Origin of the sequence: Nonomuraea sp. NPDC059007, assembly GCF_042740555.1 — a bacterium.
In the GTDB taxonomy this organism is placed as follows: Bacteria; Actinomycetota; Actinomycetes; order Streptosporangiales; family Streptosporangiaceae; genus Nonomuraea.
Genome location: NZ_JBHYJD010000018.1, coordinates 32,744 through 47,491, shown reverse-complemented (window position 1 = coordinate 47,491; position 14,748 = coordinate 32,744). Strand labels below are relative to the sequence as shown.

At 62.9% G+C, this 14,748-nt stretch carries 11 protein-coding genes; 2 read left to right on the top strand and 9 right to left on the bottom strand.

Annotation, left to right across the window (positions count from 1 at the left end; all coding sequences use genetic code 11):
* The first annotated feature begins 298 nt into the window (after positions 1–298).
* Positions 299–421 (top strand): hypothetical protein, encoded by a 123-nt coding sequence (locus ACFWY5_RS28205; protein WP_379635375.1) that lies wholly within the window; start codon positions 299–301, stop codon positions 419–421.
* 38 nt (positions 422–459) lie between these two features.
* On the opposite strand, the gene ACFWY5_RS28200 is transcribed toward ACFWY5_RS28205, so the two are convergent.
* Positions 460–2,085, bottom strand: coding sequence for a hypothetical protein (locus ACFWY5_RS28200; protein ID WP_379635373.1), 1,626 nt, complete (start codon positions 2,083–2,085; stop codon positions 460–462).
* A 115-nt stretch (positions 2,086–2,200) separates the two neighbouring features.
* Here ACFWY5_RS28200 and ACFWY5_RS28195 point away from each other — a divergent pair, with 115 nt between their 5' ends.
* Complete coding sequence (locus ACFWY5_RS28195) at positions 2,201–3,679, top strand: hypothetical protein (protein WP_379635371.1); 1,479 nt, start codon at positions 2,201–2,203, stop codon at positions 3,677–3,679.
* Here ACFWY5_RS28195 and ACFWY5_RS28190 read toward each other — a convergent pair.
* The 8 genes from ACFWY5_RS28190 to ACFWY5_RS28155 all read right to left on the bottom strand — a co-directional run bounded on the left by ACFWY5_RS28190 (position 3,606) and on the right by ACFWY5_RS28155 (position 14,646).
* Positions 3,606–4,460: a hypothetical protein gene (locus ACFWY5_RS28190; protein WP_379635369.1), complete on the bottom strand. Its 855-nt coding sequence runs from the start codon at positions 4,458–4,460 to the stop codon at positions 3,606–3,608. The two genes, ACFWY5_RS28195 and ACFWY5_RS28190, sit on opposite strands and share 74 nt — an antisense overlap.
* 92 nt (positions 4,461–4,552) lie before the next feature.
* On the bottom strand, positions 4,553–6,100 hold the full coding sequence (locus tag ACFWY5_RS28185) for a CBS domain-containing protein (RefSeq protein WP_379635368.1): 1,548 nt from the start codon (positions 6,098–6,100) through the stop codon (positions 4,553–4,555).
* 277 nt (positions 6,101–6,377) lie between these two features.
* Positions 6,378–7,601, bottom strand: a complete 1,224-nt coding sequence (locus ACFWY5_RS28180; RefSeq protein ID WP_379635366.1) for a hypothetical protein — start codon at positions 7,599–7,601, stop codon at positions 6,378–6,380.
* Positions 7,602–7,613: 12 nt separating this feature from the next.
* On the bottom strand, positions 7,614–8,678 hold the full coding sequence (locus ACFWY5_RS28175) for a class I SAM-dependent DNA methyltransferase (protein WP_379635365.1): 1,065 nt from the start codon (positions 8,676–8,678) through the stop codon (positions 7,614–7,616).
* A gap of 47 nt (positions 8,679–8,725) precedes the next feature.
* Complete coding sequence (locus ACFWY5_RS28170; RefSeq protein WP_379635363.1) at positions 8,726–9,463, bottom strand: integrase core domain-containing protein; 738 nt, start codon at positions 9,461–9,463, stop codon at positions 8,726–8,728.
* Positions 9,464–9,514: 51 nt separating this feature from the next.
* On the bottom strand, positions 9,515–9,853 hold the full coding sequence (locus ACFWY5_RS28165; RefSeq protein ID WP_379635361.1) for a hypothetical protein: 339 nt from the start codon (positions 9,851–9,853) through the stop codon (positions 9,515–9,517).
* A 288-nt stretch (positions 9,854–10,141) separates the two neighbouring features.
* Positions 10,142–10,585 carry a hypothetical protein gene (locus ACFWY5_RS28160; protein WP_379635359.1) on the bottom strand — a complete coding sequence of 148 codons (444 nt, stop codon included), beginning with the start codon at positions 10,583–10,585 and terminating at the stop codon, positions 10,142–10,144.
* A gap of 53 nt (positions 10,586–10,638) precedes the next feature.
* A complete protein-coding gene (locus tag ACFWY5_RS28155; protein ID WP_379635357.1) occupies positions 10,639–14,646 on the bottom strand; it encodes an SGNH/GDSL hydrolase family protein in 4,008 nt (1,335 codons plus the stop codon).
* Positions 14,647–14,748 lie beyond the last annotated feature (102 nt).

Below are 14,748 nucleotides of genomic sequence, written 5' to 3'. Positions count from 1 at the left end.
CCGTCAGAAGAAGATCGAAAATCGAGAAACCCCAGGTCAGACGCGATTTCTGAAGGTAGGGCGCCCGGGGCTCGAACCCGGAACCTACGGATTAAAAGACGACAGATTCGATGCCCGGTAGCGTCAATCTGTATTTCAATGTACCGCTCTAGCCGCCAATGTCGCCCTTGAAAATGTCCAAGAATATCGGCCAGTGTTCGGGGGTGCCGATGGCCGAAGAGCACGCGACGAGCACGCGACACGGGGCCCGGCACGTTATTGCGCGCTCTTGACTATCCGCACGATTGGCGAACGCGCCGTGGCAAAGGTGAAAACCTGGAAGATCCTGGACCGGGTCCGCTGCTGCCCCCACCGCATCACCATGCTCGTGCAGGCCATCCTCGCCCTAGGCAAGATCGAGAGCTGCTACCACTCAGGATGAAAATGGCTCAGTCTTTTGCGTACCATACGGCTCTGCTGCTACCGCTGGCCCTCGTCAGTGGGCGCATTCCAGTTGCCATCGCCGATGATCTCGTTCCATCGCGGCCGCCATGACGGGACGCGGACATCCGGAACGAAGCAGGGCGTCGGCGTCACGTCGTTGTCGGCGAGGAGACGCACCACCTGTTCCCACGGGCCACTGCCGATCATCTCGACGGCGCATTGCCGGCATTCACCTCGACGGCTACATCGATTACCGGCCCCTCCTGCGAGCACCTGTCGCAGGTGGTTGAAGGCGTCGAGTGGCGAATCCGTCCGGGCGAGATACCAGGTGCCTCTGCGGGCATGGGGGCCGAGGCCGGCGACGATATCGATCTGCTGGGGCAGGTAGAGCCGCTGTTCATAAAAGCGGAGGACGAACAGCCGATCCAGCACGTCGACCTCGTCTCCGTCAGGTCGCTCACGCTCGTACCAGGCGATGGCCTCCTCCCGGGTGCCTGGTCCCCACAGCAGGTCTTGTGGGAGGTGCGAGGTTTCGTACCGGGCATCGAAGTAGTTCAGCTCGTCATCGTGCGCGGCGGCGAGTACGACAACGTGAAGTTCGTTGTCCGGCTCGGCCGCGGCGGCTTTGGCGTTCTCGGCTGGGCCTGTCGAACTCAAGCGCTCGTCCTTGCTCCACGCGAGGACGAGCGGCTCGCGGCGGATGGGCGCCGGATACAATCGCCCGCCGGGTGTCGGGACACCCCACAGCCGGTTGATCGTCTCGGCCAGGTCTCTGATTGCGCGCGCAGCATTGACGGGCGTCGTGATGTGGTCGCCTGCCTCGTGCGCAACGAAGTTTCGGAACTTGCGGAACAGCGGCTCCATATGGCGGGTGCGTTGCCCGTTGAGCAGGTCCTCGGCGCGTGCCCACGTCATCAGGGCGTCCAGCATGCCATCGAACGCGATCGCCCGGCCGTTGCGGAGCCGCAGTTTGGGTGTCGAACGGCCCCTGCGTCGCTGGAATTGGCCGCGGACCTCATCAAACGTCGTCACAGCCTCCTGGCGGTCGACGCCTTCATCAACGACGGTGATCGCACCGCCGTAGAACTCGAGGAAGCGTGCCCGCACGGCGAATTCAAGCGTGAGGTATGCCTGGTCATGAGCTGCTGTGAACAAACTGTAGCTGAGAACCCCGTAGCTGAACGTCACGCGGACCTGGTCGAAGCGGGTCCGGACACGCTCGCAGACCTGGGGCACGAGATCGGAATAGCCGACGGTCTCCTGCTGGAAAGCCGCTGCGTCCTCGGGACGCATTCGTCCTCCGAAGCTCCACGGCGAGAATCGCAGCGAGCGCTCGTCCGGCTGCTGCAACTTCTCGAATGGCGTGATCTCCACGGCGGGTCTCCACTCGTAGAAGGGAAAGCCTTCCAGGCTACGGCCCCCGCACTTTGAGCGCGAGGACTTCGGCAGAGGCAGAGCCGCTTCTTTGGCGACGATCAGCGCGATAACGACGATGAGTTTCTCGGCAACTCGGCCGGAGCCTGCCACCTCTCCGCTCAAAGGACATTGCGCCTGCCGAGAACTGCATCCGGCCTGGTCATCGTCGTACGACGGCTTAGTCTGGTGATGCGAGCTGGGCTGTCCCCAGTAGATGGAGCCAGGTGCGGCATGATGATCGGCCATGCTCCTTCGTCTCATAAGTTGAGTACCCCCGTGGTCGCGCAATTCGGTTGCGTATGGTGGCGGCCTGGTGTCATGTAGTGATATGCGTCGGTGGGCCAAGCTGAACGAGCGCCAGATGGCGACCCTGCGCCGGATCGCGGAGGGTGATCCGGTCACCGCCATAGACAGTGATTTGACTCGTACCGTGTACGCACTCCGGGACAGGGGATTAGTTTCAACCCCCCGGACAAACGGCGTCTGGATCGCTGAGGTAACCGAGGCAGGTCGCTTCTACCTCGAGCACGGCTACCATCGGGGCACCATGGCTCCGAGATCTCCCACCGTGAGTTCCAAGAGCGGAAAACGATCTGCCAACGTGAGGCCGCAATCACCTCACGCTTTGGCGGCTGAACTGATCAAGCGCTTGCAGGACGAAGGTGGGACGCTGCATGTCCGTGACCCGGACGAGGCCACCAGGGCGCTTCATCGACGGGCCTTGGACGCGGCCAGGCGCCACGGATTGATCCCCGAAGGCTTTCGCCTCCTGCATACCGGTCGTGACCGCGGAGATCTCATCCTCCGGCTGGAGGATGCCGCACATCCCGACGAGACGGACTGGAACCGCATTCGACTGAGCGCCCGTGACCTGATCACCGAACGTGACGAGCTTGCGGACTGGCTTCGAGAAGATCGTCGTTCCATCGACGTCACCGACGCGATGATCGGCCGCGCCCTGGAAGTGATACGCGCCCTAGCAGACGACCTGCTGAAACACGGCCATAGCCTTGGCATATCCAGGCGAGGGAAACCACGCGGCCTCCACGCGTACGCGCGTGGGCACCAGTACGCGCTGAACATCAGAGAGGAACTCGACCGCGTTCCTCACGTGTACACCGAAGAGGAACTCCGGAGCCGAAAGCTCTACACCTGGCAGCGGGTCACGCCCGAGTACGACGAGGTCCCTTCAGGCCGGCTCAGGCTCGAGCTAGGGGAAGGGCGCGGTCTGCAGTGCTGGGCGGACGACAAGCGGTCACGTCTGGAGGACAAGCTACGAGCGGCCGTCCAAGAGATTGCGCGGCGCGCTGAGGCCGACCAGCAGGCGCGCCTGGAGCGAGAGAAGGCTGAGCGGGAACACGCTGAGAAGTGGCGACGCCAGGAGGAGGAACGGCACCAACGCGAGGCGGAGCGGCAAGCAGCGCGCGATAAGGAACGTGCGCAGGCCGCCAACCAGGCAAGAGAGGAGCACAGGCGGCGAGTCTTCGGCCAGGCGATAGAGGGATGGGCCTGCGCCGCGGCGATCCGCGAATTCTGCGGGGAGCTGGAAACACTTGCGGCAACCCTGCCTGCACAGGAGGCAACGCTTACGCAGTGGGTGACATGGGCGCGAGCACAAGCAGATCACATGGATCCCCTGCACACGCCGAGCGTACTGACCGAGGCGAACTTCGACATCGAACCAACGCCGGAGGCCCTGCATCGCTACCTACGGGAGGCAAGTAGTCGAGGCGAACGAGAATCACGACCGGAAGAACCCACCGGCGTCAGGTACGACGATCTCTATCCATCAGCATGGCGATGGGGACGCCCAGGTCGCTTTCAATGGTGGCGGCGGTAGCCGTAGCCCCGCGCTTGCGCAGTGCCTCGACCGCCCGGTCCAGGAGCTTGCCGAGCCGTACAACTTCGTTGCGTAAGGCGATCAGCTCATCGAACCGCTCAACGGCTTCCTGCCCGCACCACTGCCGCACCAAGGCGTGCACAGGTTCCCGCTCGCGCAGCCGTACTTTGCGTTCCTCGCGGGTGTCCTCCCAGGATTGCCGGTAAGGATACCCGTAGAGGTTCTCCGAACGCAGTTCTGCTTCTTCCCGGTGGATCGCTTCTATGATCCCTTCGGATAATGTCGTGGCGATCGTCGGCATCAGTCGCCGTGCTGCTCGCCAAGGGCTGATCAGCGTCCCATGGCGATCATGGAAGGTGAGAGGGTCGTCGGCTAGTTCTTCGACGGTGAGTCCCAGACGATCAGCTACCCCAGCAGGCTTGTCGATCCGCAGGACCCCCGTCTCGGCTTTGCTTCGTCCGAGGATCACCCGTCGGCCAAGCCCACAGACCTTTACGACGAGCAACGCGGCTTCGTACTCCACCGTGTCGCCGGCAGCAGACGATACGTCTCTGACGGCCACAAGGCGCCGCTCGTCACTGAGCCGCGGTTCGATGTCGGTCCAGCGGTCGAGCAGAGAGGTGTAGGAGACCCATTCCTGTAGCCCGGCGTCGTCGCCGTCCAGCCGGCGGATCTTGATCGAGTCGTCGCTATCCCGAATCTTCACGATCGTGACGCGGTGCACGGGATCGGCCAGCGCCCTCGGCCGCTCGCGATAGGCCCACTCTTCCCCAATCTCCATGACTGACATTAACCCGGTGGTGTGACCGTGTGGATACTTCACGTGACATCCGCCGGATAGGCGCTGAGCTGGAATCCTCCGCGCCTGCCTGTTCATGGTCTGGGATCAACCGTGCGTAGCAGGCTGAGTAGTCCTTCGATGGTCCCGTACTGATCATGAGAGAGCGGGTCTGGGGTGAAGTGCATCAGGTCGTTGCGGATCTCTCGGACTTTGTCCAGGTGTGCAAGGAATAGTTGGTGATCGAGCTGCCACTGCAGAAGAGACCAACGTTGTGGGTCCTTGAGAAGGAAGATGTAGTCACCGAAGGTGAGATCGGCGGCTCGGTGCACCTTTGATTTGCGGTGTGGTTGTACGGCGTCTCTGAGGTCGTCCACGGTGAAGACTTCGTCGGTGAGGCGCCGGAGCCTGTTCTCGGCTTCTTCGATGAGGACGAAGGGACGGGCGAGGCTCCCGAACTGGCCGGTGAGGTCGGCGGCGGTGAGGATACCGGTAACGTGCAGGCGATCGGCGTCGCGCACGAAGATGAAGCCGTCGGCGTAGATGGCCTCGATCTGATCGAGCAGAAGCGCGTCATGGTCCACGACCCGGGCCGACGCAATAGCGGCTTGGAGGGAGGGCTGGTGCGCAGCGATGTGAGCGCGACCGATGGACTCCCAGCTGATCGCTCCGTGGTAGGTGCCGTCGGGGTCGATCACAGCGATCTGGGAGAACCGGCGTTGCACCATCAGAGTTTTGGCGTAGGTCAGGGTGACCGTGCTGGGTACGGAGACTAGCGGCGTGGGAAGGCTGCCCAGACGTAGGCTCATATGCTCGGGTTCTGAGACGTCCTCGGTGTTGGTGGTGTCGTCGACGGTGGTGGCGCCGGACGCGGGTTCGGTGCCGAGGGGGATGAGGGCGATTTCGTCGCTGACCGAGCCTTCGGTGAAGGGCGGGCGGGTGGTCAGCCCTTTGTTGGCCAGATCGGCTTTGACGGTGGCGATGACGGGGCCGGTACGCCGCCGTTGACCCCAGTGCTCCAGCAGACTGCGGATGGTCATCTGGCGTGGACTGGCGAGGTCGCGAGAGGCCGCGTCTTCGAGGAGTTCGTCTGCGCTGGTGACTTCTTCCTCGCCTGCCAAGCCGGGATCGACGCCGGTGTCGGCGATGTCGGCGATCCGGCCGGCGGCGTTGTTGCGCGTCAGGCCGCAGACGGTGAGCAACGAGCTCAGACTGGCGCGCAGGTCAGGTCGGATGGCTGTTAAGGGCACGTCCCAGCGGAGCCAGTCGACTGTGCGCACTTGTTGGAAGTCTTCCGGCTCGTGCGCTCGGTACTCATAGGGGCCGGTGACTTTGCCGATGGCGATGTGGCCGGCGGGCGATTTCAGGGGCATGACCACCAGGTCCCCGGCACGGATCTCGGTGGTGAATCGCCAGAGCTGCCCAGTCCAGTTGGAGATAACGTTCGGAGCCGCCGTGGGGAATGCCAGGCGTAGAGCCTCGGCCAGCTGTTCTCGATTCGGGTGGCGGCTGAGGTCTCCTGCCTCATGCCAACCCACGATAGCCAGCCCCTCTTGCAGCGCCCGCGCTTCGCGTTGCCCTTCCCGGCCACCGCGAATCATCCACGCTCGTGGCTCAGCAACCGGCCGGACGTCTTCGTACATACATCGTCCTTTCTCGACCTGAACATGTGGAACCTGCCAGACGTATGACGATGAAACAAGGGGCAAGGCAGATTGTCCTGAATTGTTAGCTTTAGTTGCTCAACGGACGAGCAGACGCTTGGGGGTTGATACGGGAAACATAGATCTAGCGCTACAGTATCCGCAGTAGCACGCTGAAAGCCCATTTGCCATCGAAGCTAGCCTCCGAATCGGAGCTCTCATCGCCACGCTTATCGCAACCGCTTCCCGGTTACTACCGGGAGCGATTCTGAATCGCTCAGTTGTCCTCTTCTTCGGGGTCGGAAGCTACGAGTCGCCTGGTGGCCAGTCGTTTGGGGGGAGTCATCTCACGCCATGCCGCTTTGGCGAGGGCATCCAAGGTGCGATTCTCCGCGGTCGCCAGCTTCGCCCGCTCATGAAGCGGTCCGGCAACGCGCCCGAACGCCTCTCGCGCCGCTTGATCAGGCCATCGGACAGTTTGCTGCTCAAAAATCCTCCTGCTGAGCTCACGCGCCTGCCTCCCTTGAGCTGTCAGCACAAGCTCAGCAGCTCTGGCCCGCAGATCGTGCAGGAGCCACACGCGATCAGACTCGTAGAACGGATTGACCGCGAGCATGCCGCGGCTGGGAATCACGGGGACAAGGGTCTCGACAATCTGTACCCCGCTGGGTGTCGAGGCGATCAGCAGGGACCCCGGTTGAACGATGTGCTCCGATGACGCAGTGATCACACGGGCAACCTGGTCCAGATGGGGGAAGGCACTCTGCAGGACCTCGGCCGATGTGACCCAGCCCACCCCTGGTGACTGGCCATCTTGTGTCGGGCGCGCCAAGCCGCTGCTCACTCTCGCTACGTTGGCAAGGGGCGTACGGCCCCAGGGGAGATCTGTAGCGGGTATCTCGGCGAAGTAGGCGTCGGCCAGCTTCACCGCGCACTCCGCGATCCGCTCGTTGATGGCCTTCTTCCCGTCGATGACATTCAGCAGGCTCTGAATGCGGACGCGATCAGCCGTCGGCGGGATGGGTACGGGGAGATCTCTGAGTGCTGTCACGCTGAGTGAAGCCCGAGCTGTACCCGCGGAATGTTCGAGGCACCACGCCCGTGCGGCAGGACTTCTCAACCAAAAGGACACCCAAGAGCCGATGCTGTCGCGGCGCCCCTCTTCGGTGCAGGTGACGACGCCCACGGAGCGAGCTGCGTTCCAGTCGTGTTCTTCCGGTGTGACGACGGCGGCATCGCCGACCCGGCCGACCAGGACGATCACAACGTCCCCGGCGTGGAGCCATGACCGGGTGCACGCCGCGTGTTCCTCCTGGCTGATGGAGGCAGGCTGGTGAACGCGGATGCGCCCGTCGTTGATGTGCCCTGCCTGCAGCAGCGGAACTCCGCCCTGCAGGTTCGATCCGGCACGGTCGACGCCGTAGGTGATCGATGCGACACCCGGCAGAGTGCCGAATCGATACCAGGCGCATCCCCGCTCGTCCACAACCCTTCTGTCCATGTCAGCGTCCGCTCAGCCCTTCTCCAGGAGTTCGCGTAGCCGCCGTTCGAGCTGGGTGGCCTCGTCGAAATGCCCGTACAACTCACGCGTCAGCGCCTCGATCTCCGTGGACCGGGACGTGGGTGCGGCGGGTTTGACGTAGCGAGTCGGCAGTAGATCGTGGTTCCGGGCGGCTATCTCCTCCACTGTGACGGAACGACACCAACCTTCCTGGTCCTCATACGCCTCGGCACCGATCCCACGCCAGGCCGACACCGTACGAAGGATCCGGTCCGCTCCGGCCCGGGACAGCACGTGCTGCCTGCCGGCGCCGCGTTCGGCCGTACGACCGGCATCGATGAACAAGACGTGTCCCTGGCGAGGATGACTTCCCCAACGCGGGTTCGCGCTCTTGTCCTTGCTCAGCAGCCAGATACACGCAGATGTCTTGGTGTGTCGGAAGATCTTGCTGGGCAGCGCCACGATCGCGGCCACCACGTCGTCCTCCAGCAACCGCTGACGAATGAGCCGTTCACCGACACGTGAGCCGGTCGCCGCGCCGGCGGCGAGCAACACGCCTGCTCGTCCCGTGGCGTTGAGTGCTTCCAAGACGCGCTGCAGCCAGGCGAAGTTGGCGTTCCCCTTGGGCGGAGGACCATAAGCCCACGCATGGTTGCGGAGCTTGTCGTTGTAGTCCCAGTTGGGCATGTTGAACGGCGGATTGGCGAGCACTACGTCGAATGAGGAAGGCGTGATGCCGTTGTGCAAGGAGTCCACTGGGCCAGGGCCGATGTCCGCATCGAGGCCGTGTAGGACCAAGCGCATCGTGGCAATGTGGCGGGCTTCGTTATTGACGTCCAGGCCATGCAACGCAGGGGGGTAGCCTGCGCTGGACCCTGCTGCCACATACTGTGCCGCTGCGACGAGGAATCCTCCCGATCCACACACCGGATCGAGGACCCGATCCGTTTCCAGCGGCGCGAGCATGCGTGCCATGAGTTCAGCGATCGCGCGGGCTGTGTAGTACTCGCCGCGTACTCCATACCGGGTGGAGAACCGCTCCAAACAGTCCTCGAACAGCTCATGAGACTCGTCCACCGGATCCTGTGCCGCTCGAATATTGAGTTACGTGGCCTGAGCTGCGGTTAAGCGGCGTGGTGGTATTCGTTGATCATGCCGGTGGCGACGGGTTTTCGGCGAACGGCTCGAAGGTCATTGAGGTCGGTCACGTCGCGGGCGGGCTGTGTCGCGATGTCCGGGGGCCGTTGGTGTCGGGACTGGTGCGGCCGGTGTCCGTTGTAGTGGATCAGATACTCGCGGAGCACGAGTGCCAGGTGGCGCTCGTTGAGGATCAGGATCCGGTCCAGGAGTTCGCGGCGTAGGGTTCCGATGACGCGCTCGCAGATGGCGTTCATTCTCGGTGTCCGCGGCAGTGTGGTGATCTCCCGCAGCCCTTCGGCTGTGAAGACTTCCCGGAATGCGGAGGTGAAGAGCGGGTCGCGGTCGTGGATCAAGAACCGTAGCCCGGCGATGCGGTCGCCTAAGTCCATGACCAGGTTGCGGGCCTGCTGAGCCGTCCGTGCTCCGGTCGGGTGCGCGGCTACTCCGGCCAGGTGCAGTCGCCGGGTGCCGTGCTCGATGAAGACCAGCACATACAGCCGTTTGAGCAGCACGGTCTCGACCACCAGGAAGTCACACGCGATGATCGCATGGGCCTGAGTGGTCAGGAACTGCCGCCAGGTCGGGCCGGCCCGACGGGGCGCCGGATCGATACCGGCGGCGTGCAGGATCTCCCACACCGTGGAGGCGGCGATCGGGTAGCCCAGGCGCGCCAACTCGCCTTGGATTCTTCTATGTCCCCAGGTCGGGTTCTCCCGTGCCATCCGCACGATCAGTGTCTTGAGCGGTCGGTGGGTGCCGGGTCGTCCCGGGCGTCACCTGTCGGTGAAGGTCCATTTACGTGCCACGAGGTTGCGGTGCCAGCGCAAGATCGTCGCTGGGGTGATCGAGAAGACTTCCGGCCACCGGCGGCGGTGGATCAGCCGCGACAACGCTGCAAGCCAGAGCCGGTCGGCGTGACCCCACCGCGGCCGGCCGCCGAGCTGACGGCGGAGCACTTGGTTCTCGTGACGGAGCACCAGCAGCTCAACATCCTTCGACAGATCAGAGCGGACCAGTACCGTCAGTAGGCTTAACAAGTCCCTCACCAACCGGTAGGCAAGCGATAACAACACCTCGAGATGGTCGCAGCCGCCGCTCTGATCGCGCAGCAAAACACGATCTCACAGCACGAAACCGTATTTCCGAGCGGGACACCGTGCTCACATACGCCGACGAGATTGGCTCGGCGGAGTTCTCCGCGAGTACTCACATGCCGCTGGAACTGCAGGATGAAGTTTTCGGCAGGCGCAGGGAGGAGCAGGCCTTATCGGCCAGCACGCGGGCCGCTGACCATCATGCCGCAGGCGTCTCCCTCTCCTGAGGACTCGTAGCTCGCGCCCACCACATGGAGCCCCACATAGCCACGAGCTGGGCGGATGAGGTTCTCGCTACGCCCAGGTTCACGAAGGGCGGAGGCGAGCCGGGCCGAGCAGTTCCTCCTCGCATCCCGGCACCTTGTCCAGCTCGAACCGCTGGCCGGCTCTGCCGAGATGCGTGAAGACGATGTCGTAGCACCTGACCTCGTATCCGTTGCTGCTGAAGATGACGGCTCCTGCCGGCACGGTGACGACCGTGGAGATGATGAGAGAGTCCTGGCCTTGCCGTTTGTGACCGAGAACCCGGGCTCCTTTGACGTCCCGCCATGAGTTTCCCTGGGGATCCGCCATGAGTCGTCGGCTAACCTGTTCGGCGTACTTCTCCAGTACTTCCTCGGAGTTCTTTTCGACCTGGGATTCCAAGATGGCGCCGTATACGAGGCGCGGAAGGAATAAAATGCCAAGGACGACGAGCAAGAATATGAATAGTGCCAACAAATAGGGCCTATTGCGCCGCTCGCTCTTCACCCGTCGCCCCTGACATGAGTTCACCGCAGTCTGCAGCTAGCGTATACAGTCACCTACCAGCCGGTGTAGTTGACCGCCGGGCTCGCGAGATGCTCCTGGAGAACCTGCGTGTAGGCCACGACGCCCTTTGTGTTCGGATGCATGGACGTCCGACTTGCGCATCGCACGCCGTCGTTGAGGAGGCAGTCAGGTAGATCGCCGAAGTCGCCACCGCCGGTATCTGCGAAGGTGACGGGGATGATCCAGGGGTCGTCGTCACAGGCGCCGTGGATCCCGAACTTCGAGATCGGGTTGGCGAAGGATACCTCTCGGCCTGCCGCCTTCAGAGTAGCGGTCATCGATGATCCCTGTGTGGCCATGTAGTCCGACAGCCTGTTCAGCATGTCCTTTTCTGGCGCGCTGAAGTTGATTGTGGAGGAGCAGGACTGGAGGGGGTCGCTTGCCGTCTGGCCATCAAAGATTCGAGGGTACCCCATCAAGACTATCTTGGCTTTCTTGCCGCGAGAGGGCAGGGAGTTCTTGACGTCGGTATCTATGCGTTCCAGCGTGTCCTTCACGTTGTAGGGAACAAATCCGGTCCCGTCGGGGTCACGCAAATAGTTGTTCACCGATCCAGCGATATCAGTTCTCAACTTTTGTTCATAGTCGTCGCCCTGGCAGGCCCACAGGTAACAGTCTTGTACGACCTTGGGGAAGCCTGCGTCGTTTCCACCGATGGACAGTGTGACGAGTGTCGTGTTCTCGTCAAGATACCCGGCCTCTAGCTGGCTGATCTCGCGGAATCTGCCATCTGCATAGTCGCGGAACCTACTCCATTCGTAAGAGGTGGACTGCCAGGAGGGCGATGAATGCTTCACGCTGATCGTTGTGGCGCCGGAGCAGGCCACGAAATGGAAGTCCAGTTTCGGGTCGAGGCTGTCTGCCATTTCGCCGATAGTTCTAGTTTCTCCAGGAAGGACGGTCTTCCTGATCCAGGAATCGTTGCTTCTGCGGCAAGCGTTCCAGGCATTCGTCTTGTAGGAGACGTTGGTTTCCTTAGCGTAGTTGCCGACGCCTTCACCTGAAGCGTAAGAATCTCCCATGCCGACGACGAAGTGCTTGGGCTTTTTGGCCAGCACCTGGAACGCGATGGCATCGAAGGCTACTGCCGCGGTGCCGTGCCCCTCCTGGTTCAGGTTGGTCAGGGAGACCTTCGGCGTTCCGCCGAACTCGAAGACACCCAGGCTCTGCCAGCTGTTGTCCAAGCGGCCCTGGGATAGGTATCGCGTCTGTCGCTTGCCGTTGCCGAGATCGACGATATACGGGGCTTGTTGGGTCTCGGCTCGTCGCTTGGGGACATGCACGATCACCCGTGCCCAGCTGTTGATTGGCTGGTTGAGTTCCCAGGTGCCGGTCACCTTCATGGCGGCGCCGTTGTGCTGGGGGCTGCGGGAGTAGGCCCACCACAAGTGGCCGCCGAAGCCGTTGCCGAGTTGCTGGAAGTCCGCTCGCCCCGGTACATCCGTGCCGACCTGTTCGAATTCGAAGGACAACGTCCCTGAGTTCGTCCATCCGGAGTTCTGGCAGTTCCCGCGGATTGCCGGCACAGTCCTGGGCACATCATCGACGATCAGCATGTTCGTCGTATCACCGGACACCGGAGGTAGCCCTGGTGTCAGGCACGGCGTCCATTGGTCGGTTGGTTCGGCGCGCTCTATGCTGGCGTAGCTCGCGTCGTAGCGGAGATAGGCTTCGTTGCCGCATTCGTCCGGGCAGGTCTTCCATGTTTTTGGCGAGTGCCACCAGCATTTTCGATCGGCTCTGGTGCAGTTGATTTGCGGGGCAATCTCGCACTCGTTGTCGGCAGTGCAGAAAGCGTTCACGTCCACGATGTCCGGCAAGACCGGCACGATGCTGGTGCGGTGTTGTGCCGCGTTCCACCAGGCGTAGTTGTAGCCGCCCTCGGTGACCCATTGGCCGGTGGCAGCGTTGTAGTAGGTCTTGGCGATGGGCCAGGCCGACCAGCCGAGCACTTTTTCCTGGTAGGGCCAGCGTTGAGGGTGTGCGGCGTCGGAGTAGGAGTTATTGTGCAGGAATGGGCGACGGCCAACTGGGTAGTCGGGGTTCTTGGGGTTATTGGTCCAGCCGACGCCCCATGCGCCGCCGTTCGCGCTCGCTTGCGCCTTGGGGTAGTACCCGGAGTTGTACGCCCAGATGGCGAAGTACCAGTTTTCGATCTTGGCGGGATCGCCGTTGTTGATTCTCATGACGCCGCCGGTGTCAGCGTGGATCTGATTCCATTTCTCGGCGAGCGTGGTGAGGCCGACGGCGATGTTCGTCGCATAGTCGAGGGCGATCCTGCGCTGGGTTTCCGGATCCCACAGCCACTCGCCGGGCCTGGCGTGCCCCTGCCGTCGCATGTGATCGGTCTGCTGGGTGATGCCGTAGCCGCAGTCGGCTTCATCGAAGCGGATGTCCCAGTCATTGGTGGGGTCGGCATCGTAGACCTGAACGCCGTAATAGTTGCCCACGAGAGGATTGCCGGTCTCCCCTGGGAGTACGTCTCGTTGGGCCTGCCACAGGTTGGACTCCTGCGCGAGGATGCCGAACATCACCGAGACGGGGATCCGACCGCCGCCGGCCAGGTCGGGTGCGGGGAAGAGGTCTTGTGGGTTCCACTGCGGAACTCCGGAACCTTTCCAGTCGCTCTGGCGCCACACCTGCAGCCGGTCCTTGAACACCAGTTGGTCGACCGCCCACTCGACCTGACGCCAGTGCGGCTGGTACACCTGTGTCTTCGGGTCGTTGCGGGGAACGGAGCAGCTGTAGTTCAGATCGACGGTCCCGGACGAGGCCGCGGCGGCGCCTGCTCTCGTAGCCACCTCTACCCGTGCCTGAGTCAGCTTCGGGTTCTCTGCCCTGCCGGAAGCCCGCGTGCTCGCACGGGCGGGATCAACCGCAAAGGCGAGCGGCGATCGCGTCCCAGGCACCTCCGCCTTAATGTCGATGAGTTCGGGGCTCTCCCTCTCACGCACGACACCGGGATAGTCGGTAGTCGCCTGGTCGCTCTGCTGTTCGCGCTTCAGTCCTCGGTGTGCGATGCTTTCGATCAGCAGCCTTCCTTCAGAGGAGACCGCTTCCGCTGTCGGCGGACCGCCCAGCACGGACACGCGCGCAGGTAGGTCCCCCACCTGGCGGGCTTGACCGGTGACGAATACCCGGCCATCGGCGCCGGCGTGCAGCGCCAGATCTCCGAGGCGTCCGAACGCGAAGGTCCGTACCGAGCCCTGGCGGTAGTGCTTGACGCGGGCTTCGTCCGCGCCTCCTTCCCAATCCATGAACGCGATGCCGCCGTCGACCGTCGCACGCAAGGCGACGGGTACCGAATCGGCCTTGGCAAGCGTCTTGAGTTTGCCTGACGGCTCGACCTTCACCAGCCGGTTACCGGCCGCCGCGACGATACCGTCGGCGGTGGCCACGGCAGAGGTCACCTGCCCTTGAACGACGATCGCTCGCGCGATCGACTTCGAGCCGGCGTCGACGGTGAACACCCTGGTCGTCTTGCGCTCGTCGGTGGTGCCCTGAGTGAAGGCGACCTTGTTGCCCGCGCCGCACCCAGGGTTGTAGTAGGCAAGGCTGACCTGGTCCTTCAGCTTTGTAACCTCACCGCTTTTCACATCGATGACGGCGGCGAAGGCACCTCGGCTGAACAGCCACGCGCGGTTGGTGAAATGCCGCGGAGCATAGACCGCGATGACCTGGTTGCCCGAGGTCGTCAGGCATGCGTTGCCCACCCATTGATCCGTGTTCATGCCCGGCTCACTGAGCGTCGCGATCGTACGCCAAGAGTAGCCTTCGCTGGATTTAGCTGCCAGGACGTGGAATCCATCCGCGTCACCCGTAGCGGTGATTGCCAGGTCATTCGACCTTTCCCATCCCTCGGCCAGGACCTTGTCGCGTTGCGATGGCTCAACCGATGAACTTTCCTTCGGCAATTGTGGTGTAGCCAGCGTCTGGGCCTGTGCGGCTGCTGCGCCGCTTACGCCGGGAATGGTTTGGGGCAGGGACAGCGCAGTGGTCATGAGGGCTACGGATAACAGGGTGTAACGTGCACGCTTCAAAGACTCTACGCTCCTCGGGTGACGTCGTGCAGCGAAGCACGGTGACTGAGGCACGATTCAATG

Coding starts and splice junctions, on each gene's coding strand:
- ACFWY5_RS28200 (WP_379635373.1), bottom strand. CDS start 2,085: ATGGCCGATCATCATGCCGCACCTGGCTCCATCTACTGGGGACAGCCC.
- ACFWY5_RS28195 (WP_379635371.1), top strand. CDS start 2,201: ATGGCGACCCTGCGCCGGATCGCGGAGGGTGATCCGGTCACCGCCATA.
- ACFWY5_RS28190 (WP_379635369.1), bottom strand. CDS start 4,460: ATGGAGATTGGGGAAGAGTGGGCCTATCGCGAGCGGCCGAGGGCGCTG.
- ACFWY5_RS28185 (WP_379635368.1), bottom strand. CDS start 6,100: ATGTACGAAGACGTCCGGCCGGTTGCTGAGCCACGAGCGTGGATGATT.
- ACFWY5_RS28180 (WP_379635366.1), bottom strand. CDS start 7,601: ATGGACAGAAGGGTTGTGGACGAGCGGGGATGCGCCTGGTATCGATTC.
- ACFWY5_RS28170 (WP_379635363.1), bottom strand. CDS start 9,463: ATGGCACGGGAGAACCCGACCTGGGGACATAGAAGAATCCAAGGCGAG.
- ACFWY5_RS28155 (WP_379635357.1), bottom strand. CDS start 14,646: ATGACCACTGCGCTGTCCCTGCCCCAAACCATTCCCGGCGTAAGCGGC.